This window comes from Streptomyces xanthophaeus, from assembly GCF_000725805.1.
In the GTDB taxonomy this organism is placed as follows: Bacteria; Actinomycetota; Actinomycetes; order Streptomycetales; family Streptomycetaceae; genus Streptomyces; species Streptomyces xanthophaeus.
The window spans coordinates 221,911-240,978 of record NZ_KL647132.1; the positions used below are offsets into that span (position 1 = coordinate 221,911).

General features: G+C 73.2%; 20 protein-coding genes, 1 tRNA gene and 1 pseudogene. 11 read left to right on the forward strand and 11 right to left on the reverse strand.

Annotated features, from left to right (window positions below; all coding sequences use genetic code 11):
- Positions 1-79 precede the first annotated feature (79 nt).
- From IO30_RS0130355 to IO30_RS0130370, 4 genes are all read right to left on the reverse strand, one after another.
- Positions 80-754 carry a DUF4360 domain-containing protein gene (locus tag IO30_RS0130355; RefSeq protein WP_051859763.1) on the reverse strand — a complete coding sequence of 225 codons (675 nt, stop codon included), beginning with the start codon at positions 752-754 and terminating at the stop codon, positions 80-82.
- Positions 755-788: 34 nt separating this feature from the next.
- On the reverse strand, positions 789-1,439 hold the full coding sequence (locus IO30_RS0130360; protein WP_031148247.1) for a DUF4360 domain-containing protein: 651 nt from the start codon (positions 1,437-1,439) through the stop codon (positions 789-791).
- A gap of 318 nt (positions 1,440-1,757) precedes the next feature.
- On the reverse strand, positions 1,758-2,666 hold the full coding sequence (locus IO30_RS0130365) for an SDR family oxidoreductase (RefSeq protein WP_031148249.1): 909 nt from the start codon (positions 2,664-2,666) through the stop codon (positions 1,758-1,760).
- A 1-nt stretch (position 2,667) separates the two neighbouring features.
- Entirely contained in the window at positions 2,668-3,432 is a 765-nt protein-coding gene (locus IO30_RS0130370; RefSeq protein ID WP_031148250.1) for an SDR family oxidoreductase, read from the reverse strand.
- Positions 3,433-3,488: 56 nt separating this feature from the next.
- On the opposite strand from IO30_RS0130370, the gene IO30_RS0130375 reads away from it, so the two are divergent.
- The 5 genes from IO30_RS0130375 to IO30_RS0130395 are packed head-to-tail and all read left to right on the forward strand — an operon-like array spanning position 3,489 to position 7,883.
- The gene (locus IO30_RS0130375) at positions 3,489-4,238 is read left to right on the forward strand and encodes an enoyl-CoA hydratase family protein (protein WP_031148252.1); all 750 of its coding nucleotides are present in this window, start codon (positions 3,489-3,491) and stop codon (positions 4,236-4,238) included.
- A complete protein-coding gene (locus tag IO30_RS0130380; protein WP_031148254.1) occupies positions 4,235-5,086 on the forward strand; it encodes a CoA transferase subunit A in 852 nt (283 codons plus the stop codon). The genes IO30_RS0130375 and IO30_RS0130380 overlap by 4 nt, the downstream gene beginning before the upstream one ends.
- A complete protein-coding gene (locus IO30_RS0130385) occupies positions 5,083-5,817 on the forward strand; it encodes a CoA-transferase subunit beta (protein ID WP_234321888.1) in 735 nt (244 codons plus the stop codon). Before IO30_RS0130380 ends, IO30_RS0130385 begins: the two co-directional genes overlap by 4 nt.
- 4 nt (positions 5,818-5,821) lie before the next feature.
- On the forward strand, positions 5,822-6,913 hold the full coding sequence (locus IO30_RS0130390; RefSeq protein WP_031148257.1) for an NAD(P)H-dependent flavin oxidoreductase: 1,092 nt from the start codon (positions 5,822-5,824) through the stop codon (positions 6,911-6,913).
- 31 nt (positions 6,914-6,944) lie between these two features.
- Positions 6,945-7,883 carry a tyrosine-protein phosphatase gene (locus tag IO30_RS0130395; protein WP_031148259.1) on the forward strand — a complete coding sequence of 313 codons (939 nt, stop codon included), beginning with the start codon at positions 6,945-6,947 and terminating at the stop codon, positions 7,881-7,883.
- A gap of 72 nt (positions 7,884-7,955) precedes the next feature.
- Here the strand turns inward: IO30_RS0130395 and IO30_RS0130400 are convergent, their stop codons facing one another.
- From IO30_RS0130400 to IO30_RS0130420, 5 genes are all read right to left on the reverse strand, one after another.
- Positions 7,956-9,644, reverse strand: coding sequence for a DEAD/DEAH box helicase (locus IO30_RS0130400; RefSeq protein WP_031148261.1), 1,689 nt, complete (start codon positions 9,642-9,644; stop codon positions 7,956-7,958).
- Positions 9,645-9,747: 103 nt separating this feature from the next.
- Positions 9,748-9,954, reverse strand: coding sequence for a cold-shock protein (locus IO30_RS0130405; RefSeq protein WP_030707191.1), 207 nt, complete (start codon positions 9,952-9,954; stop codon positions 9,748-9,750).
- Positions 9,955-10,228: 274 nt separating this feature from the next.
- Complete coding sequence (locus IO30_RS0130410; protein WP_031148262.1) at positions 10,229-11,386, reverse strand: acetyl-CoA C-acetyltransferase; 1,158 nt, start codon at positions 11,384-11,386, stop codon at positions 10,229-10,231.
- Positions 11,387-11,405: 19 nt separating this feature from the next.
- Positions 11,406-12,032 carry a TetR/AcrR family transcriptional regulator gene (locus IO30_RS0130415; protein ID WP_078904863.1) on the reverse strand — a complete coding sequence of 209 codons (627 nt, stop codon included), beginning with the start codon at positions 12,030-12,032 and terminating at the stop codon, positions 11,406-11,408.
- A gap of 180 nt (positions 12,033-12,212) precedes the next feature.
- The gene (locus tag IO30_RS0130420) at positions 12,213-12,995 is read right to left on the reverse strand and encodes an SDR family oxidoreductase (protein WP_031148266.1); all 783 of its coding nucleotides are present in this window, start codon (positions 12,993-12,995) and stop codon (positions 12,213-12,215) included.
- A gap of 81 nt (positions 12,996-13,076) precedes the next feature.
- Here IO30_RS0130420 and IO30_RS0130425 point away from each other — a divergent pair, with 81 nt between their 5' ends.
- Positions 13,077-14,222, forward strand: a complete 1,146-nt coding sequence (locus IO30_RS0130425; RefSeq protein ID WP_031148268.1) for an acyl-CoA dehydrogenase family protein — start codon at positions 13,077-13,079, stop codon at positions 14,220-14,222.
- On the forward strand, positions 14,222-15,247 hold the full coding sequence (locus IO30_RS0130430; protein WP_051902673.1) for an acyl-CoA dehydrogenase family protein: 1,026 nt from the start codon (positions 14,222-14,224) through the stop codon (positions 15,245-15,247). Before IO30_RS0130425 ends, IO30_RS0130430 begins: the two co-directional genes overlap by 1 nt.
- On the opposite strand, the gene IO30_RS0130435 is transcribed toward IO30_RS0130430, so the two are convergent.
- The gene (locus IO30_RS0130435) at positions 15,228-15,953 is read right to left on the reverse strand and encodes a class I SAM-dependent methyltransferase (RefSeq protein ID WP_031148272.1); all 726 of its coding nucleotides are present in this window, start codon (positions 15,951-15,953) and stop codon (positions 15,228-15,230) included. The genes IO30_RS0130430 and IO30_RS0130435 overlap by 20 nt on opposite strands.
- 136 nt (positions 15,954-16,089) lie before the next feature.
- On the opposite strand from IO30_RS0130435, the gene IO30_RS0130440 reads away from it, so the two are divergent.
- Positions 16,090-16,162, forward strand: a tRNA-Trp gene (locus IO30_RS0130440).
- 13 nt (positions 16,163-16,175) lie between these two features.
- On the opposite strand, the gene IO30_RS0130445 is transcribed toward IO30_RS0130440, so the two are convergent.
- Complete coding sequence (locus IO30_RS0130445; protein ID WP_031148273.1) at positions 16,176-16,907, reverse strand: SDR family NAD(P)-dependent oxidoreductase; 732 nt, start codon at positions 16,905-16,907, stop codon at positions 16,176-16,178.
- A 108-nt stretch (positions 16,908-17,015) separates the two neighbouring features.
- On the opposite strand from IO30_RS0130445, the gene IO30_RS0130450 reads away from it, so the two are divergent.
- From IO30_RS0130450 to IO30_RS0130460, 3 genes and pseudogenes are all read left to right on the forward strand, one after another.
- Entirely contained in the window at positions 17,016-17,630 is a 615-nt protein-coding gene (locus tag IO30_RS0130450) for a PadR family transcriptional regulator (RefSeq protein WP_037895677.1), read from the forward strand.
- A 10-nt stretch (positions 17,631-17,640) separates the two neighbouring features.
- Entirely contained in the window at positions 17,641-18,399 is a 759-nt protein-coding gene (locus tag IO30_RS0130455) for a VWA domain-containing protein (protein ID WP_037895679.1), read from the forward strand.
- A pseudogene (locus IO30_RS0130460) lies at positions 18,396-18,893 on the forward strand (pyridoxamine 5'-phosphate oxidase family protein); the annotation flags it as partial. The gene IO30_RS0130455 and the pseudogene IO30_RS0130460, both read left to right, overlap by 4 nt.
- Between the last annotated feature and the right edge of the window lie 175 nt (positions 18,894-19,068).

The window sequence follows — 19,068 nt, forward strand, 5'->3', positions numbered from 1 at the left end:
CACGAGTGACGGACCCGGACCCGACCCCTCGCCAGGGGGCCGGGCCCGGCCGCGTCCGGGGGCTTTGCGCCCGTGCCGGCTACCTGGGGGCGGGGCACACCTGCCAGGCCAGGTGGTAGAGGGTGTTGACGCTGGCGTCCGTGGAGTCCATCGCCATGAAGCTGGTCGCCGTCTGCGGGTTGGACGTGCCCGCGTTCACGCGCAGTTCGGTGTTGATGTTGAAGTTGCGCTTCTCCCCGCAGGGCGCCCAGACCAGGTCCGCGTACTCCGTCCGGTCGGACGCCTGCCAGTTGTCGTTGAGCGGACCGTTGAACGTGTGCGTCCGCTGGGAGGTCTGCGGCATCCCCTGGAAGTAGTAGTTCGCCCGCTCCTGGCCCCACGCGCCGGGCTGCAGGAACGCGAACCCGCGGTAGTCGGCCTGGACGATCGCGTAGGTGAACCCCGAGGGCACGTGGACGCGGAGGTTGAGCTGACAGTTCTTGCGGAACGCCGTCGGCGGGGCGCCGGGGCCGACCTGCGCGAGGTACTCGCTGTAGGTGACCGTGAAGGCGGTGTTGTCGGGGGCGACGGCCACCTCGGCGGTGCCTTCCCGGCAGCCGGAGCCGTTGACCGTGGCCAGCTCGATCACGATCTTGTCGGGCGGTGCGGTGATCGGGCCGGGGGCGGGACCGCCCGCCTGTGCCGGGGCGGCGGTGGCGATCAGCGCCACGGCCGCGGCTCCGACGAGCAGGGTGCGGGACAGGGAACGAGACATCGTCGTCACTTCCTTCTGCGCGAGCACGGGCGGATCAGGAGGCCGGACATTCCTTCCACTCGAAGTGGTAGACGGTGCTGACGCTGCCGTCGGTGGAGTCCATGCTCATGAAGCTCAGCGCCTGCGGGCTCGACGTGCCCGCGTAGACGCGCAGTTCGGTGTTGACGTTGAGGTTGCGCTCCTCGCCGCAGGGGGCCCAGACCAGGTCCTGGTACTCCGTGCGGTCGCTCGCCTGCCAGTTGTCCGAGTGCGGGCCGTTGAACTGGTGGGTGCTGCGGGCGGTCTGCGCGGCGCCCTGGAAGTAGTAGTTCGCGCGCTGCTGCCCGAAGGCCCCGCGCTGGAGGTGGGCGAAGCCGCGGTAGTCGGCGCGGGCGATGGCGTACGTGAACCCCTGGGGCACGTGGACGCGCAGGGCGAGCTGGCAGTTCTTGCGGAACTCGGTGCCGCCCGAGCCGGCCCCCGTCCGGGCCAGGTAGTCGCTGTAGGTGACGGTGAAGGAGGTGTTGTCGGAGGCGGCCGCCACGGCCGCGGTCCCCTGCGGGCAGCCCGAGCCGTTGACCCCGACCACCTCGACGGTGATCCTCCCGGGCGGCGGTGTGGGTGCGGGATCGGCACCTGCGGGTGCGGCGACGGCCAAGAGGGCCACCGCCACCGCACCGACGGTCAGTCTTCGGAGCGACGTCATCGTGTCTCCATTTCCGTTCGGACCGGATCGCCATTCGGCATGCGCATGCCATCACGCATGCCGGGGTGCCGATAAGGCTGCGATACGGCCAACGCCGGGCGCCCGCCCTCCCCTGGCCGGAACCCGGGGCGCCGATCCGGCCCCCGCGCCCCGCATCAGCCCCGCGACCCGCGGCGGCCGGACGGTACGGACCCCCGCAGGCCCCGAAGATGACCGGAACCCCCCGATCCGCCGGACCGCCGCCCGGAACTCGATCCGCCGGACGCCGATCCGCCGGTCCGCCGGACCACGCCCCGGAGCCGGATCCGGTCGGTCCCCTCAGCGCGCCCCGTACACCGGCAGCGGGGCCGGTGCGGACGCGAGGAGTTTCGCCGCGGCCTCGCCCGCCTCGGCCGGGGTCCAGCGGGCCCCGCGGTCCGCGGTGGGACCCGGCCGCCAGCCCTCCATGACCGTGATGCGGCCGCCCTCCACCTCGAAGACCCGGCCCGAGACCCCCGCCGAGGCCGTCGAGCCCAGCCAGACCACCAGCGGGGACACGTTCTCCGGCGCCATCGCGTCGAAGCCGCCCTCCCCCGGAGCGGCCATGGTCTCGGCGAAGGTCTGCTCCGTCATCCGGGTCCGCGCGGCGGGGGCGATCGCATTGGCCTGGACCCCGTAGCGCCCCATCTCGGCGGCCGCGACCAGGGTCATGCCGAGGATCCCGGCCTTGGCCGCGCTGTAGTTGCCCTGCCCGACCGAGCCCAGCAGTCCGGCCCCGGAGGAGGTGTTGACCACCCGCGCCGCCACCGGACGGCCGGCCTTCGCCTCGGCCCTCCACCACGCGGCGGCGCTGCGCAGCGGCAGGAAGTGCCCCTTGAGGTGGACCCGCATGACGGCGTCCCAGTCCTCCTCGTCCAGGTTGACGAGCATCCGGTCGCGCAGGAAGCCCGCGTTGTTGACGAGGGTGTCCAGCCGGCCGAAGGCCGTGACCGCGCACTCCACGAGGGAGGCGGCGCCCTCTGCGGTGGCGATGTCCCCGCCGTGCGCCACCGCCTCCCCGCCCCGCGCCCGGATCTCCGCGACCACCTGCCCGGCCGGGCCGTCCGTCCCCGGGGCCCCGTCCAGGCCCACCCCCAGGTCGTTGACGACGACCTTCGCCCCCTCGGCCGCGAAGGCCAGGGCGTGGGCCCGGCCCAGCCCCCGTCCCGCGCCCGTCACGATGACCACTCGGCCTTCGGCAATGCCCATCTCAGCTCTCCTTGTTCACAGTTGCCGCATCCAGAAACGCCGGGCGCTCCCCGCCCCCGTGCACCAGCAGGCTCGCTCCGCTCACGTACGCGGCGCGGGCGGAGGCCAGGAACACGGCGGCCTCCCCCACGTCCGAGGGTTCGGCCAGCCGTCCCAGCGGTACGGTCGCGCCCACCGCCGCGATCCCTGCCTCGTCGCCGTAGTGCAGGTGGGACAGTTCGGTCCGCACCATGCCCAGGACCAGGGAGTTGACCCGTACCTCGGGCGCCCATTCCACGGCCAGGGACCGGGCCAGGCTCTCCAGTCCCGCCTTGGCCGCCCCGTACGCGGCGGTGCCGGGCGAGGGCCGGGTGCCGCTCACGCTGCCGATCATGACGACCGAGCCCCGGGCCTCCCGCAGCCACGGGTAGGCCAGCAGGGAGGCGGTCATCGGGGCGGTCAGGTTGAGTTCGAGGATCCGTGCGTGGCGCTGCGGGCCGCCTTCGGCCAGCAGCCGGTACGGGGTGCCGCCGGCGTTGTTGACCAGGCAGTCGAGCCGTCCGTGGCGTGCGGCGACCGCGGCGAGGAAGTCCTCGACGGCTGCGGGGTCGCGCAGGTCGACCGCGCTGAAGGCGGCTTCCCGGCCGCCGGCGGTGACCGGCTGTGCGGGCGGGCGGCGTGCGCAGACGAAGACTTCGGCCCCGGCCGCGAGGAACGACCGGGCGATGCCGGCGCCGACGCCCCGGGTTCCGCCGGTGACGACGGCGACCCTCCCGTCGAGCTCCATAGGCTGCTACCTTCCTCACCTAACAAATGTTTGGTGGAAAGGTAGCTGATCCGTTCATGGGTGTCTCCACCTCGAGCCCGGGCAAGGGCATCGCACGTGTCACAGTCGACTTCCCGCCCGTCAACGCGCTGCCGGTGCAGGGCTGGTACGACCTCGCCGACGCCCTGCGCGCCGCGGGCCGCGACCCCGAGGTCCGGTGCGTGGTCCTCGCCGCCGAGGGCCGCGGGTTCAACGCGGGCGTGGACATCAAGGAGATGCAGCGGGACGCGGGACACGCCTCCCTCATCGGCGCCAACCGCGGCTGCTACGAGGCCTTCGCCGCCGTGTACGAGTGCGAGGTGCCCGTCGTCGCGGCCGTGAACGGCTTCTGCCTGGGCGGCGGCATCGGCCTCGTCGGCAACGCCGACGCGATCGTCGCCTCCGAGGACGCGGTCTTCGGCCTGCCCGAGCTCGACCGGGGCGCCCTCGGCGCGGCCACCCACCTGGCCCGTCTCGTCCCGCAGCACCTGATGCGGGCGCTCTACTACACCTCGCGCACGGCGAGCGCCGCCGAACTGCACGCGCACGGCTCGGTCTGGAAGGTGGTCCCGCGCGCGGAACTGGCCGGCGCCGCCCTGGAGCTGGCCGCCGAGATCGCGCGCAAGGACGGCTACCTGATCCGGCTGGCCAAGGCCGCCATCAACGGCATCGACCCCGTGGACGTGCGCCGCAGCTACCGCTTCGAGCAGGGCTTCACCTTCGAGGCCAACCTCAGCGGGGTGGCCGACCGGGTCCGCGACACCTTCGGGAAGGAACCGCGTCCATGACCGACAAGACCATGACCCCGGAAGAGGTCGTCGGGCGGCTGCAGAGCGGGATGACGCTCGGCATCGGCGGCTGGGGGTCGCGGCGCAAGCCCATGGCCCTGGTGAGAGCGCTGCTCCGGTCCGAGATCACGGATCTCACCGTGATCGCGTACGGCGGCCCCGACGTGGGCCTGCTGGCCGCCGCGGGCCGCATCCGCAGGCTCGTGACCCCCTTCGCCACCCTCGACTCCATCCCCCTGGAACCCCACTTCCGGGCCGCCCGCGAGCGCGCCGCCTTCACCCTCACCGAGCTCGACGAGGCCATGTTCATGTGGGGCCTGCACGCCGCCGCCAACCGGCTGCCCTTCCTCCCCGTCCGGGCCGGTCTCGGCTCCGACGTGATGCGGGTCAACCCCGAGCTGCGCACCGTCACCTCGCCCTACGCGGACGGCGAGGAGTTCGTCGCCGTACCCGCCCTGCGCATGGACGCCGCCCTGGTCCACCTCAACCGCGCCGACCGCCTCGGCAACGCCCAGTACCTCGGCCCGGACCCCTACTTCGACGACCTGTTCTGCGAGGCCGCGGACACCGCCTACGTCTCCTGCGAGCAGCTGGTGGAGACCGCCGAGCTCGCCAAGGCCGGTCCCCCGCAGTCCCTGCTGGTCAGCAGGCACTGCGTCACCGGCGTCGTGGAGAGCCCGAACGGCGCCCACTTCACCTCCTGCGTCCCCGACTACGACCGCGACGAGGCCTTCCAGAAGCTGTACGCCACCACCCCGTGGCCCGAGTTCGCCGCCCGCTTCCTCTCCGGCGCGAGCGAGCACGACTACCAGTCCGCCGTCCGCACCTGGCACGAGGAGCAGCAGTGAGCACCGCAAGCGTCACCCGCGCCGAGTACTGCGTCATCGCCTGCGCCGAGGCCTGGCGCGGCAACGGCGAGGTGCTCGCCAGTCCGATGGGCCTGATCCCCTCCTTCGGGGCCCGGCTCGCGAAGCGGACCTTCTCCCCCGACCTGCTGCTGACCGACGGCGAGGCCATGCTCGTCGGTCTCGACGGCACGGCCGAGGGCTGGCTCCCGTACCGGCGGCACCTGACGATGGTCACGGGCGGCAAGCGGCACGTGATGATGGGCGCCAGCCAGATCGACCGGTTCGGCAACCAGAACATCTCCTGCATCGGTGACTGGGAGCAGCCTGTCCGGCAGCTGCTGGGGGTGCGCGGCGCTCCCGTCAACACCTTGAACAATCCGGTGAGTTACTGGATCCCCCGGCATTCGGCGCGGGTGTTCGTGGAGCGCGTCGACATGGTGAGCGGGGTCGGCCACGACCGTGCCCGGGAGGCCGGGGTGACCCGCTACCACCGGCTGCCGCGGGTGGTCAGCGATCTCGGGGTCTTCGATTTCACCGGTCCCGGCCAGAGCATGCGCCTGGCTTCGGTGCACCCCGGTGTGACCGTCGGGCAGGTGCGGGCGGCCACCGGTTTCGAGCTGGCCGCGGACGGCGAGGTGCCGTTCACGCGGGAGCCGGACGCGCAGGAGCTGCGGCTGATCCGTGAGGTGATCGACCCCAAGGGTCTGCGCGAGCGCGAAGTGCGGGGCTGATCCGGTGGAGACGGCGTTCACGGAGCTGGTGGGGGTCCGCCACCCCCTCGTACAGACGGGCATGGGCTGGGTGGCCGGTCCGCGGCTGGTGTCGGGCGCGGCGAACGCGGGCGCGCTGGGCATCCTGGCCTCGGCGACGATGACCCTGGACCAGCTGCGGTCGGCGGTGCGCGAGGTGAGGTCCCGTACCGGGGAGGGCGTGCCGTTCGGGGTCAACCTGCGTGCGGACGCCGGGGACGCGGCCGAGCGGGCGCAGCTGATCATCGACGAGGGCGTGCGGGTGGCCTCGTTCGCGCTCGCGCCGTCGAGGGAGCTGATCGCGCGGCTGAAGGACGCGGGCGTGGTCGTCATCCCGTCGGTCGGGGCGCGGCGGCACGCGGAGAAGGTGGCGGCCTGGGGTGCGGACGCGGTGATCGTGCAGGGCGGTGAGGGCGGGGGGCACACGGGGGACGTGGCCACGACGGTCCTGCTGCCGCAGGTCGTGGACGCGGTGGACGTCCCGGTGGTCGCGGCGGGCGGGTTCAGTGACGGACGGGGCCTGGTCGCGGCCCTGTCGTACGGGGCCGCGGGCATCGCCATGGGCACCCGCTTCCTGCTGACCTCGGACTCGACGGTCCCGGACGCCGTCAAGGCGTGCTATCTGGCGGCCACGGTCAAGGACGTCACCGTCACCACGGCCGTGGACGGGCTGCCGCACCGCATGCTCCGTTCGGAGCTGGTCGATGCGCTGGAGCGCTCTGGCCGTGCCGGGGCGCTGGTGCGGGCGGTGCGGCATGCGGCGGGCTTCCGCAGGCTCTCCGGGCTGAGCTGGGCGCAGATGGTGCGCGACGGTCTCGCGATGAAACACGGCAAGGACCTGTCCTGGAGCCAGGTCCTGCTCGCCGCGAACACCCCCATGCTCCTCAAGGCGTCCATGGTCGAGGGCCGTACGGATCTCGGAGTCATGGCATCGGGCCAGGTCGCGGGGGTGATCGATGACCTCCCGTCCTGCGCGGAGCTCGTCTCCCGCGTCATGGCCGAGGCACACACCGTGCTGAAGCACCTGGAACAGCTGGAGCGACCGCACCCGCTCGGCACCCTGCCACCACCAGGGTGATCTCCCTTCTCCGCCACAGGAGTCGCTACAGATGAGCCGTGCCCGAATCCGCCTGGCGACCTCGGTGCTCGCCGCCGTTCTCGCCGTCGCGGGCCTGCCCGCTTCCGCGTTCGCCGCGCCCGCGCCGCAAGCCGCGTCCAGTGCCCGCTCCCCGCTCCGGTACCAGGCCGGTGCGGAGCCGATCGTCCAGATCCCGCTCCAGGGCGCCGTCAACGTCCGTGACCTGGGCGGCTACCGTACGTACACGGGGGGTCAGGTCCGTAAGGGGCTGGTCTACCGCGCCGATGCGCTGAGCAAGCTGACCCCCTCGGACGTCTCCACCGTCGCCGGTCTGCGCCTCACGAAGGTCGTCGACTTCCGCATCCCGATGGAGCTCCAGTACGACGGCCCCGACAAGCTGCCCGCGGGGCTCTCCGCCACCTCGCGGCCGGTCAGCGATCTCGGCCTCTACGGCACCCTGGTGGGTGCCATCTCCAGCGGCGATCCCGTCAAGCAGGAGCAGATGCTCGGCGGTGGCCGCGCCGAGGCGTACATGCGCGACATCTACAGGACGTTCGTGACCAGCCCCGAGAACCGGGCGCAGTTCGCGACGACGCTGCGGGAGATCGCCGACGGCAAGCAGGGCCCGCTGCTGTACCACTGCACGTCCGGAAAGGACCGGACGGGCTGGACGAGCTACGTGCTGCTGCGCGCCCTGGCCGTCCCGCAGGGCACGGCCGAGCGTGACTACCTGGCGTCGAACACCTTCCGGGCGGCCTACGACGCCCAGCTGCGGGCCGGGCTGAAGCAGTCGGGGCGGATGCAGAACCCGGATCTGCTGATCCCGCTCCAGGAGGTCCGCCAGGACTACCTGGACGCTGCGACGGACCGGCTGGAGGCCGACTACGGCAGCTTCTACGCGTACCTGACCGAGGGGCTGGGCCTGGACCTGCGGACCCTGGTGAAGCTCCAGGAGAAGCTGGTGCGCTGATCCGGGCCGGGAACGGCACGACGCCGGGCGGTGCGCAGTGCGCGCCGCCCGGCGTCGTGGTGGTGCGTGGGGTCAGGCCGAGCGTCGGCGTCCCTGGCCGGCGCCGCCGACCCGGCTGCGGGCCGAAGCCGCGGCCGCGCCGCCGGAGGCGTTGCCCGTGCTGCGGCGTCCGCGCTCGCCCGAGCCGGCTGCGGTTGCGCCCTGGCCGCCCTGGCCGCGGCGGGGCTGGCCGGAGCCGGCGGCCGGGGCCTGGCCCGCGGCGCCGCCGGAGGTGCGGCGTCCGCGGCCGCCCCCGGCCGCGGCGGTGCCGGTGGCGGAGCCGGTGCGCGGGCCGCCGGAGCGGCGGCGTCCGCCACCGCCGGTGCCCGAGCCGCCCTGGCCGGCGGAGCGCTGGCGCGGCGGGGTGGGCTGCGGCACGTCCAGGACGACGGGGATGCCCGAGGGCTCCTTGGCGCCGGTAAGGCGGGCCAGTTCCGCGTCGGAGGACTTGATCTGCGCGGTGCGCGGGGAGATCCCGGCGTCCGCCATGAGGCGGGTCATGTCCCGCTTCTGGTCGGGGAGCACCAGGGTGACCACGCTGCCGGACTCGCCGGCCCGGGCGGTGCGTCCGCCGCGGTGCAGGTAGTCCTTGTGGTCGGTGGGCGGGTCCACGTTGACGACGAGGTCGAGGTCGTCGATGTGGATGCCGCGGGCGGCGACGTTGGTGGCCACCAGTGCGGTGACCTCGCCCGTCTTGAACCAGTCCAGGGTCCGGTTGCGCTGCGGCTGGGAGCGGCCGCCGTGCAGGCCGGAGGCGCGGACGCCGTCGGCGAGGAGCTTCTTGACCATGCGGTCGACCCCGCGCTTGGTGTCGACGAACATGATCACCCGGCCGTCGCGAGCGGCTATACGCGTCGCCACGGCCTTCTTGTCGGTCTCGTCCATGACGTACAGGACGTGGTGCTCCATGGTGGTGACCGCGCCGGCCGACGGGTCGACGGAGTGGCCGACCGGGTCGGTGAGGAACATCTTGACGAGCTTGTCGATGTTCTTGTCGAGCGTGGCGGAGAACAGCATGGTCTGGCCGCCGGGCGCGACCTGCTTGAGCAGGGCGGTGACCTGCGGCATGAAGCCCATGTCGGTCATCTGGTCGGCCTCGTCGAGGACCGTGATGGCGACCTGGGAGAGGTCGGCGTCACCGCGGTCGATGAGGTCCTTCAGGCGGCCGGGGGTGGCGACGAGCACCTCGGAGCCGCGGCGCAGGGCGCCCGACTGCCGGTTGATCGACATGCCGCCGACGACGGTCGCGATGCGCAGGTTGACGGACGTGGCGTAGGGCGCCAGGGCGTCGGTGACCTGCTGGGCGAGCTCGCGGGTCGGTACGAGGACCAGGGCGAGCGGGGCCTTGGGCTCCGCGCGGCGGCCTGCGGTGCGGGCCAGCAGTGCCAGGCCGAAGGCGAGGGTCTTGCCGGAGCCGGTGCGGCCGCGGCCGAGGAGGTCACGGCCGGCGAGGGAGTTCGGCAGGGTGGCTGCCTGGATCGGGAACGGCTCGGTGACGCCCTGGGCGGCGAGGGTCTTCAGCAGCGCCTCGGGCATGTCCATGTCGCCGAACGCCTCGACGGCCGGGAGGGCCGGGGTCAGCGGTACGGGCATGGTGAATTCTTGGGGCCTGGCCACGGGGGCGGACTTCTGCCGTCCCGCGCCAGCCTTCGGACGTCCCTGGGCCGCACCTCGGCCCCGGGTGGGGCGGCGGCTGGGTCGTGCGGAGCTGGAGCTGGTCATGCGGAAATGCCCTCCTGAAACCGGCAGGTACAACAAAAAGGTCGAAACAGCAGACAAGCCGGGGCCCGCACCTCGCGGTGCGGACCCCGGCCAGCTGAAATACTTAGTTGGCGGGGAGGATGTTCTCCGCCTGGGGGCCCTTCTGGCCCTGGGTGACGTCGAAGGACACGCGCTGGCCCTCCTGGAGCTCACGGAAGCCCTGGGTGGCGATGTTCGAGTAGTGGGCGAAGACGTCCGGGCCGCCACCGTCCTGCTCGATGAAGCCGAAGCCCTTTTCCGAGTTGAACCACTTCACGGTGCCAAGTGCCATTTTAAATCTCCTGAATAGGCGGCAAAGGGCCCCATCCGGAGAGTCCGGCAAAACAATAAAAGCGCCTGAGGAACATTCCCGTCAGGCGCACATAAAGTTCATGGGTACCACAACTGCAACGCGTCCAAAGCTAGCACACCTCGGCCGGGAAGTGTCACTGGTGGTGTGCGAGCTCACTCTCACGTGGTACCCGCGCACCCGCATGGCCCGCCCCTGCGGCCCCGCCCGCGCCGCGCGACAGCAGCACGGCGCGGGCCCCGCGGCGGGCGGCCGCTCACAGCCGTTCGATGATCGTCACGTTCGCCTGGCCGCCGCCCTCGCACATCGTCTGGAGGCCGAAGCGGCCTCCGGTGCGTTCCAGCTCGTGGAGCAGGGTGGTCATGAGCTTGACGCCGGTCGCGCCCAGCGGGTGGCCCAGGGCGATCGCGCCGCCGTTGACGTTGACCTTCTCCGGGTCGGCGCCCGTCTCCTTCAGCCAGGCCAGCACCACGGGGGCGAAGGCCTCGTTGATCTCCACCAGGTCGATGTCGGCCGGCGACATGCCCGTCTTCTTCAGGGCGTACGCGGTGGCCGGGATGGGGGCCGACAGCATGCGGATGGGGTCCTCGCCGCGGACGGAGAGGTGGTGGATGCGGGCCCGCGGCCGCAGGCCGTGCTCGCGGACCGCCCGTGCGGAGGCGATCAGCATGGCCGCCGCGCCGTCCGAGACCTGCGAGGAGACCGCGGCCGTGATGGTGCCGCCCTCCACCACCGGTTTCAGGCCCGCCATCTTCTCCAGGGTGGTGTCCCGCCGCGGGCCCTCGTCCGCGGTCACCTCCCCGTACGCCACCGTCTCGCGCGCGAAGCGGCCCTCGTCGAGGGCGCGCAGTGCCCGCTGGTGGGACCGCAGGGCGAATTCCTCCATGTCGCGGCGCGAGATGCCCCACTTGCGCGCGATCAGCTCGGCCCCGTGGAACTGGTTGACCGGGGCGTCCCCGTACCGGGCCCGCCAGCCCTCGCTGCCCGCGTAGGGGCCCTCCGTGAGGCCCAGCGGCTCGGCGGCCTGCCGGGAGGCGAAGGCGATGGGGATCATCGACATGTTCTGGGTGCCGCCCGCGACGACGAGGTCCTGGGTGCCGGAGAGGACGCCCTGGGCCGCGAAGTGCACCGCCTGCTGGGAGGAGCCGCACTGGCGGTCGACGGTGACCCCGGGGACCTCCTCCGGCAGGCCCGCCGCCAGCCATGCCGTCCGCGCGATGTCCCCCGCCTGCGGCCCCACCGTGTCGAGGCAGCCGAACACCACGTCCTCCACGGCGGCCGGGTCCACCCCGGAGCGCTCGACCAGCGCCTTGAGGACGTGCGCGCCCAGGTCGGCCGGGTGGACGGCGGACAGGGCGCCTTTGCGCCGCCCCACGGGGGTGCGTACGGCTTCGACGATGTAGGCCTCAGGCATCGGGACTCCTCGGATCGGGTTACGTACGCAGGGCGATCCCGTCCAGCACCATCGAGAGGTACTGGCGGGCGATCTCCTCGGGGCTGTGCTGTCCGCCGGGCCGGTACCAGGAGGCCGCCACCCACACCGTGTCGCGGACGAAGCGGTAGGTGAGGCGGACGTCGAGGTCGGCGCGGAACACCTTCGCGGCGACCCCGCGCTCCAGCGTCCCCAGCCAGGCCTTCTCGAACTTCTGCTGCGAGTCGGCGAGGTAGTGGAAGCGTGGCTGGACCGACAGGTGGCGGGACTCCTTCTGGTAGATCGCGACGGCGTCGCGGTGCCGGTCGATCTCCCGGAAGGACTCGGTGACCAGGGCCTCGATGGTCTCCCTGGGGCCGAGGCCGGCCGCCAGGACGGTGTCGTAGCCCTGCCACAGCTCGGTCAGGAAGGCGGAGAGGATCTCGTCGAGCATCGATTCCTTGGAATCGAAGTGGTAGTAGAGGCTGCCGGCGAGCATCCCGGCGGCGTCGGCGATCTTGCGGACGGTGGTGGCGTTGTAGCCCTGCGCGGCGAAGACCTCGGCGGCGGTGGCGAGGAGTTCCCTGCGACGCTCGGGCGAAGCGGTCACCTGCGGCTTCTTCTTGGCTGTCGGCTTGTTCGTTGGCACGGGCCCATTCTGGGGCCAGGGGGTGTCTGGTGGATCTCCGTGAGGGAAGGAGCGGCGTCCGGTGCGTGCTCTCGGCGTGCCGGATGAAAGCCCCCGTACTGGCCGTACTCGGGCTTTCGTCCGGTGCGGCGAGAGTGCGTGCCGGGCGTCGCGACGCCGCGGAGATCCACCAGACACCCCCTAGGCGTGCTGGCTGCTGACCGAGACGGTCTCGCCCGTCATGTACGACGAGTAGCCGCTGGCCAGGAAGACGATGACGTTGGCGACCTCCCAGGGCTCGGCGTAGCGGCCGAAGGCCTCGCGGGCGGTCAGTTCGGCGAGCACTTCCTCGCTGGTGACCTTCACCAGGTGCGGGTGCATGGCCAGGCTCGGTGCGACCGCGTTGACGCGTACGCCGAACTCGGCGGCCTCCAGGGCCGCGCAGCGGGTCAGGGCCATCACCCCGGCCTTCGCGGCGGCGTAGTGGGCCTGGCCGCTCTGGGCGCGCCAGCCGACGACGGAGGCGTTGTTGACGACGACCCCGCCGCGCCCGGCGGCCTTCAGGGAGCGCAGTGCGGCGCGGGTGCAGCGGAAGGTGCCGTTCAGGGTGACGTCGAGGACCCGCGACCACTGGTCGTCGGTCATGTCGACGAGTGCGGCGGTGCCGCCCAGGCCCGCGTTGTTGACCACGACGTCGAGGCCGCCGTGCAGGTGCCCGGCGCGGGCGAAGAGGGCCTGGACCTGGTCCTCGTCGGTGACGTCGCAGGCCAGGGAGGCGACCTTGGCGGACCCGAACTCGGCGGCGAGCGCCTCCTCGGTCTCCTTCAGGCGGCGGGCGTGGGCGTCGCTGATGAGGATGCGGGCCCCTTCCTCCAGGAAACGGCGGGCGGTGGCGCCGCCGATGCCCGCCCCGGCCGCTGCGGTGATGACGGCGCAGCGGCCCTCCAGCAGGCCGTGGCCGGCCAGGTAGCGGGGCTCGTTCATGCGCACTCCTCGACGCTGCTCATGGCCGTACGTTAACCTACCAAACACTTGTTAGGGAAGCGTGGAGGGGGCGGGCACCTGATGGATCTGACCCAGACGGCGGAGGTGGCGGCCTTCCGGGCCGAGGCCCGGGCCTGGCTGGCCCGGCACGTACCGGCCACGCCCCTGCCGTCCCTGGAGACGCGGGCGGGCTTCGCGGCCCACCGGGAGTGGGAGGCCCTGCTGCACGCCGGCCGCTGGGCGGTGGTGTCCTGGCCCGAGGAGTACGGGGGCCGCGGCGCGGACATCGTGCGCTGGCTGGTCTTCGAGGAGGAGTACTGGGCGGCGGGCGCGCCCGGCCGGGTCTCGCAGAACGGCATCAGCCTGCTCGCCCCGACCCTCTTCGACCACGCGAGCCCCGCCCAGCGGGCCCGGGTGCTGCCGTCCATGGCGAGCGGCGAGGTGGTCTGGGCCCAGGCCTGGTCGGAGCCGGAGGCGGGCTCCGACCTCGCCTCGCTGACCTCGCGGGCCGAACGCACCGACGGGGGCTGGCTGCTGACCGGACAGAAGACCTGGTCCTCGCGGGCGGCCTTCGCGGACCGCGCCTTCGGCATCTTCCGCACCGACCCGCAGGCCGCACGGCCCCACCAGGGGCTCACCTACCTGATGTTCGACCTGCGGGCGCCCGGGGTGACGGTGCGGCCCATCGGCCGCCTGGACGGCAAACCGGCCTTCGCGGAGCTCTTCCTGGACCGGGTCTTCGTCCCGGACGAGGACGTCATCGGTGAGCCGGGCCAGGGCTGGCGGATCGCGATGTCGACCACCGGCAACGAGCGGGGCCTGACCCTGCGCTCCCCCGGCCGGTTCCTGGCGGCCGCCGGACGGCTCCTCGCCCTGTGGCAGGAGAGCGGCGACCCCGGCGACACCGCGCTGCGGGACCGGGTGGCCGACGCGCTGGTGGGGGCCCGCGCCTACGAACTGTTCACCTGGGGAAACGCCTCCCGCTTCGCGGCGGGCGAGACCATCGGCGCCGAGTCGAGCCTGAACAAGGTCTTCTGGTCGGAGTACGACATCGCCCTCCACGAAACGGCCCTGGACCTGCTGGGGCCGGACGCCGAACTCGCCGACGGCGCCTGGGCCGAACCGTGGATCTTCTCCCTGGCCGGACCGATCTACGCCGGGACCAACGAGATCCAGCGCGACATCATCGCCGAGCGGCTGCTCGGCCTCCCGAAGGGCCGCCGCTGATGCGCTTCCTGCTGACCGACGAGCAGGGCGACTACGCCCGCACCCTGCGCTCATTGCTGGCCTCGGCGGACGTGCCCGCGGCGGTACGTGCCTGGGCGGACGGCGACCACGCGCCCGGGCTGGCGCTCTGGTCGAGGCTGGCGGACACGGGGCTGACCGCGCTGGCCGCGCCCGAGGCCTACGACGGCGCGGGCCTGCTCCCGCTGGAGCTGTGCCTCGGCCTCGTCGAGGCGGGCCGGGCCGGGGTGCCGGGGCCGGTGGTGGAGAGCGCGGCCGTCTCGGTGCTGCTGACCGGGCTGGCGGACGACGCGCTGTCGAAGCGGTTCCTGCCGGGCCTGGTCGCGGGCCGGGCCGCGGCCACGCTGACCCTGGCCGGCGGGAGCCCGTACGCCCTGGACGCGGACGCCGCCGCGCACTGCTTCACCGTGTCGGCGGCGGGCGAACTCCGCCTGGCCCCGGGCCCCTGGCAGGCGAAGCGGTCCACGGACCCGGCGCGCAGGCTGTTCCTGCCCCCGGCCGCCGGGGGCGAACTCCTCGCGCAGGGGCCCCGGGTCACGGCGGCCGCGCACCGCGCCGCGCAGTGGGCCCGGCTGCTGACGGCGGCCCAGTGCCTGGGCGTGGGCGAGGCACTGCTGGCGCACACGGTGGAGTACGTGCGCCGGCGCACCCAGTTCGGGACGCCGATCGGCGGCTTCCAGGCGGTCAAGCACCGCCTCGCGGACACCCTGCTGGCCCTGGAGTTCGCCCGGCCCCTGGTCCGGGCGGCGGCCCTGTCCCTGGCGCCGGGCGAGGTCGCGGCCGCCAAACTGACGGCGGGCGAGGCCTGTTACCGGGCCGCGATGACCGCCCTCCAGCTGCACGGCGCGGTCGGCTACACCGAGGAGCTCGACCTGTCCCTGTGGCTGCGCAAGGCCCGCCCGCTGCGCGACGCGTGGGGGACGCCGTCGCAGTGCCGGGCGGAGGTCGTGCGCTGCGCCGGCCCCGGGACGGGCGGGCCGGACCCCGTCACACCCGGGCGACGCTGAGGGTCACCACGTACTGCTCCTCGACCGTGCCGGCGGGGAAGAGCGGGGCCAGCCGCTCCCGTTCGGCGTCCACGTACGCGCGGGTTCCGGCCTCACCGAGCAGCAGGAAGGCGGAGTGGCTGGCGAGATTGGCGAGGTGGCCCTCCAGCGTGACGCGCCGGGACCACCGCACGGAGCGGGTGGCGAACTCCCCGAGCCCCCGGGGCAGGGTGCGCAAGCTCTGCCCCTGCTCCCCGAAGAAGGCGTGCAGCCGCTCCTGCTGCCCGGCGATCCACGGCACGGCGGCATCCGGGTCGTTCCACCAGATGGCGAGCGCACCGCCGGGGCGCAGCACGCGGCGGGCCTCGGGGACCGAGCGCGCCGGGTCGGTCCAGTGCCAGGCCTGGGCGTAGGTGAGGAGGTCGAACGCGCCGCTCGCCAGGGGCAGCCGGTCCCCGTCCCCGCGCACGAGGGGGATGCCGGGGTGCGCCCGGCGGAACTCGGCGGCCATCCCGTCCCCGGGCTCCACGGCGAGGACTTCGGCCCCCCGGCCGTGCAGCAGCGCGGTGGCGATCCCGGTGCCCGCCCCCACGTCGGCCACCCGCGCCCCGGCGAGCGGCCGTCCGGCGAGGCCCTCGACGGCGTCGAACAGGGCCGGGGGGTAGCCGGGACGGTGCGCGCCGTACAGGGCGGCTGCGGCGTCGAAGGACCGTGCGCGTGTCGTCATGCGGCCATTGTCTTCGGTCGCGTCCGGCCGCCCGGGGGACGCCGTGCGCCGCGGCGGGTGCCGCTCACCGGCTGCGGGAACGGGGCGGGGGGCGGTTCTCCGGCGCGGCGGTCACCGCAGTAGGCTCCCCCACGGCGGGGTCGTAGCGCAGAGGCAGTGCGCCTGCTCCATCGCAGGAGGACGCCGGTTCGAATCCGGCCGCCCCGCCACCCTTCCGCGCTCTCAGCGGGCCGTCGTCCCGCCGTCCACGGCGAACTCCGAGCCCGTCACGTACGAGGACGCGTCCGAGCAGAGGAACAGGACGAGTTCCGCGACCTCCTCCGGCCTGCCCATGCGCCCCAGCGGTACGTGCGACCAGTCGCGGCCCTCGACGGCCCCGGCGACCATCGGGGTGTCGATGGCCCCCGGATGCACCGAGTTGACCCGGATCCGGTCCCGGGCCAGGTCCAGGGCCGCCGAGCGGGTCAGCCCGCGCAGCGCGAACTTGGTGGAGCCGTAGGCCGCGTGGCCCGGTATCCCGGCCAGCCCGGCCGTCGAGGAGATGTTGACGATCGAGCCGCCGCCGGCCTCCCGCAGCACCGGTGCCACGGCCTGGATGCCGAGGAACGGGCCCAGCAGATTGACCCGGAGCAGCGCCTGGAACCCCTCCAGCGTCTGCCGCTCGACGTGGGCCGTGCGCCACAGGGCCGCGTTGTTGACCAGCGCGGAGACCGTGCCGAAGGCGCCGACGGCCCGCGCCACCACCGTCGCCCAGCTCTCCGGGTCGGCGACGTCGTGGCGTACGTACAGGCCCTGGTCGCCGAGTTCGGCGGCGACCGCCCGGCCCTCGTCCTCCCGCACGTCCGTAACGACGACCCGCGCGCCGGCCTGCGCGCACAGCCTGGCTTCGGCCGCGCCCTGGCCGCGTCCGGCACCGGTGACGAGGACGACCTTTCCGTCGAGGGAGACGGTCACGGCCCACCCTTCCTTGCCCTGCGGAAGTATTCCTAAGAGGAATACTTCTAGCAGTGACCCCTCGCCGCCGGAAGGGGGCCCGCGGGCAGCGGTCGTAGACTGCGCGGCGTGGCAGACGAGACGAACGGGCGCCCGCTCCCCGCGACCGGCTGGGCAGTGCTCGGGCTGCTCTCCTTCGGCGAGGAGCTCTCCGGCTACGACCTGAAGAAGTGGTCGGACCGGTCGCTGGGCTTCTTCTACTGGAGCCCCTCCTTCAGCCAGATCTACAGCGAGCTCAAACGCCTGGAGAAGGCCGGCTACGCCTCCTCGCGGACGGTCACCCCGGAGTCCGGCGCCCGTGACAAGCGGGTCTACCGGATCACCGGCGAGGGCATGGCGGCGGTACGCGAGTGGGCCCGCGAGGCCCCCGTCGACCCCCTGGTCCTCAAGCACGGGCCGATGCTGCGGCTGTGGCTGGGCCATCTGCTGGAGCCCGGACAGATGCGTGAACTGCTGCTCCAGCAGCAGGAGTTCGCCGAGACGATGCGGCTGCGCGCGATCGCCGACGAGGCGGACGGGGCGGGCGGGGCGGGCGGGGCGGGCGGGGCGGGCGACGCCGGGGCGGCGTACCCGGCGCTCACCCTGAAGTGGGCGGAGCGGTACTACGCCTCCGAGCGCGACCTCGCGGCCGCCGCGCTCGCCGACATCGACGCGCTGGCCGCCGGGCGCGGCGAGCGGCCCTGAGGAGGACGCCGTGACGGGAAGTGCGATCAGCCTGCGCAAGGTCCAGGAGACGGCTCCGGCGCTCGTGGGCCTCTACGAGAGCGCCGGGGCGGCCCTCGGCAGGTACGGCCTGGAGGGCGGGCGCGCCTGCGTGTACCTGGTCCTGGACTACTCGGGGTCGATGCGCCCGTACTACGCGGACGGCAGCGTGCAGGCCCTCGCCGACCGGGTGCTGGGGCTCTCCGCGCACCTGGACGACGACGCGCGGGTGCCGGTGGTGTTCTTCTCCACCGAGGTCGACGCGGTGGAGGAGGTCTCCCTGTCCGGCCACGAGGGCAGGGTCACCGAGATCGCCTCCCGCCTGGGCCACATGGGCAAGACGTCCTACCACGCGGCGATGGACGCGGTCATCGACCACTACCTGGACTCGGGGTCCTCGGCCCCCGCCCTGGTCGTCTTCCAGACCGACGGCGGGCCGGTCAACAAGCTCGCGGCGGAGAAGTACCTGTGCAAGGCGGCCCGGCTGCCGCTGTTCTGGCAGTTCGTCGGCTTCGGCAACACGCGCAGCTCGCAGTTCGACTTCCTGCGCCGGCTCGACGAGCTGCCCGTCCCGGGCAGGCGGCCGGTGGACAACGCGGGCTACTTCCACGCGGGCATGGACCCGCGCGCGGTGCCGGACGACGAGCTGTACGACCGGCTGGTCGCGGAGTTCCCCAGGTGGCTGGCGGCGGCGCGCCGGGAGGGAATCGTACGGTCCGTGCAGGAACAGGGCGCTTTGATGGCACCATGACGACGAACAACTGGGCAGCGTTCGAGAAGGCGGAACCGGAGTTCGCACGAGCCGTCCGCGCCCGTTTCGCGCAGTACCCGCACCACGTGCTGGCCACCCTCCGCAAGGACGGGTCGCCCCGCGTCGCCGGACTCAACGTCGACGTCCGGGGCGGGGAGCTGTGGCTGGGGATGATGGCGGGCTCGATGAAGGCCAGGGACCTCCAGCGCGACCCGCGCTTCGCCCTGCACACCAATCCGGGCGAGGGCGAGACGATGCCGGACGGGGACGTGCGGATCTCCGGGCGGGCGGTGGAGCTCGTGGACCCGCCGGAACTGCACCGGTACGCCGAGGAGACCGAGACCCCGCACCCCTTCCACCTCTTCCACGCGGATCTGACGGAGGTCGTCCACATCGGGGTGGACGGCGACGAGCTGGTGGTGCGGTCCTGGACCCCGGCGCGCGGACTGCGCACGCTGCGCCGGGGCAACGACGACGAGCCGGCGCGCGAGGTCACGGACGAGGACGGCCCGGACGGCCCGGAGAACTCGGGCACCCCGGACACCCCGGACACCCCGGGCACCCCGGGCACCCCGGGCACCCCGACCGCCTGACGGATCCGTACTGCCGGCACTGCCGGTACTGCCGGTAATGCTTTGCTCACCCCTCCCAGGCGTTTGCTACGGTCAA

Coding starts and splice junctions, on each gene's coding strand:
- IO30_RS0130435 (WP_031148272.1), bottom strand. CDS start 15,953: ATGACGACACGCGCACGGTCCTTCGACGCCGCAGCCGCCCTGTACGGC.
- IO30_RS0130405 (WP_030707191.1), bottom strand. CDS start 9,954: ATGGCACTTGGCACCGTGAAGTGGTTCAACTCGGAAAAGGGCTTCGGC.
- IO30_RS0130420 (WP_031148266.1), bottom strand. CDS start 12,995: ATGAACGAGCCCCGCTACCTGGCCGGCCACGGCCTGCTGGAGGGCCGC.
- IO30_RS0130360 (WP_031148247.1), bottom strand. CDS start 1,439: ATGACGTCGCTCCGAAGACTGACCGTCGGTGCGGTGGCGGTGGCCCTC.
- IO30_RS0130355 (WP_051859763.1), bottom strand. CDS start 754: ATGTCTCGTTCCCTGTCCCGCACCCTGCTCGTCGGAGCCGCGGCCGTG.
- IO30_RS0130370 (WP_031148250.1), bottom strand. CDS start 3,432: ATGGAGCTCGACGGGAGGGTCGCCGTCGTCACCGGCGGAACCCGGGGC.
- IO30_RS0130400 (WP_031148261.1), bottom strand. CDS start 9,644: ATGACCAGCTCCAGCTCCGCACGACCCAGCCGCCGCCCCACCCGGGGC.
- IO30_RS0130365 (WP_031148249.1), bottom strand. CDS start 2,666: ATGGGCATTGCCGAAGGCCGAGTGGTCATCGTGACGGGCGCGGGACGG.
- IO30_RS0130380 (WP_031148254.1), top strand. CDS start 4,235: ATGACCGACAAGACCATGACCCCGGAAGAGGTCGTCGGGCGGCTGCAG.
- IO30_RS0130430 (WP_051902673.1), top strand. CDS start 14,222: ATGCGCTTCCTGCTGACCGACGAGCAGGGCGACTACGCCCGCACCCTG.
- IO30_RS0130425 (WP_031148268.1), top strand. CDS start 13,077: ATGGATCTGACCCAGACGGCGGAGGTGGCGGCCTTCCGGGCCGAGGCC.
- IO30_RS0130410 (WP_031148262.1), bottom strand. CDS start 11,386: ATGCCTGAGGCCTACATCGTCGAAGCCGTACGCACCCCCGTGGGGCGG.
- IO30_RS0130375 (WP_031148252.1), top strand. CDS start 3,489: ATGGGTGTCTCCACCTCGAGCCCGGGCAAGGGCATCGCACGTGTCACA.
- IO30_RS0130395 (WP_031148259.1), top strand. CDS start 6,945: ATGAGCCGTGCCCGAATCCGCCTGGCGACCTCGGTGCTCGCCGCCGTT.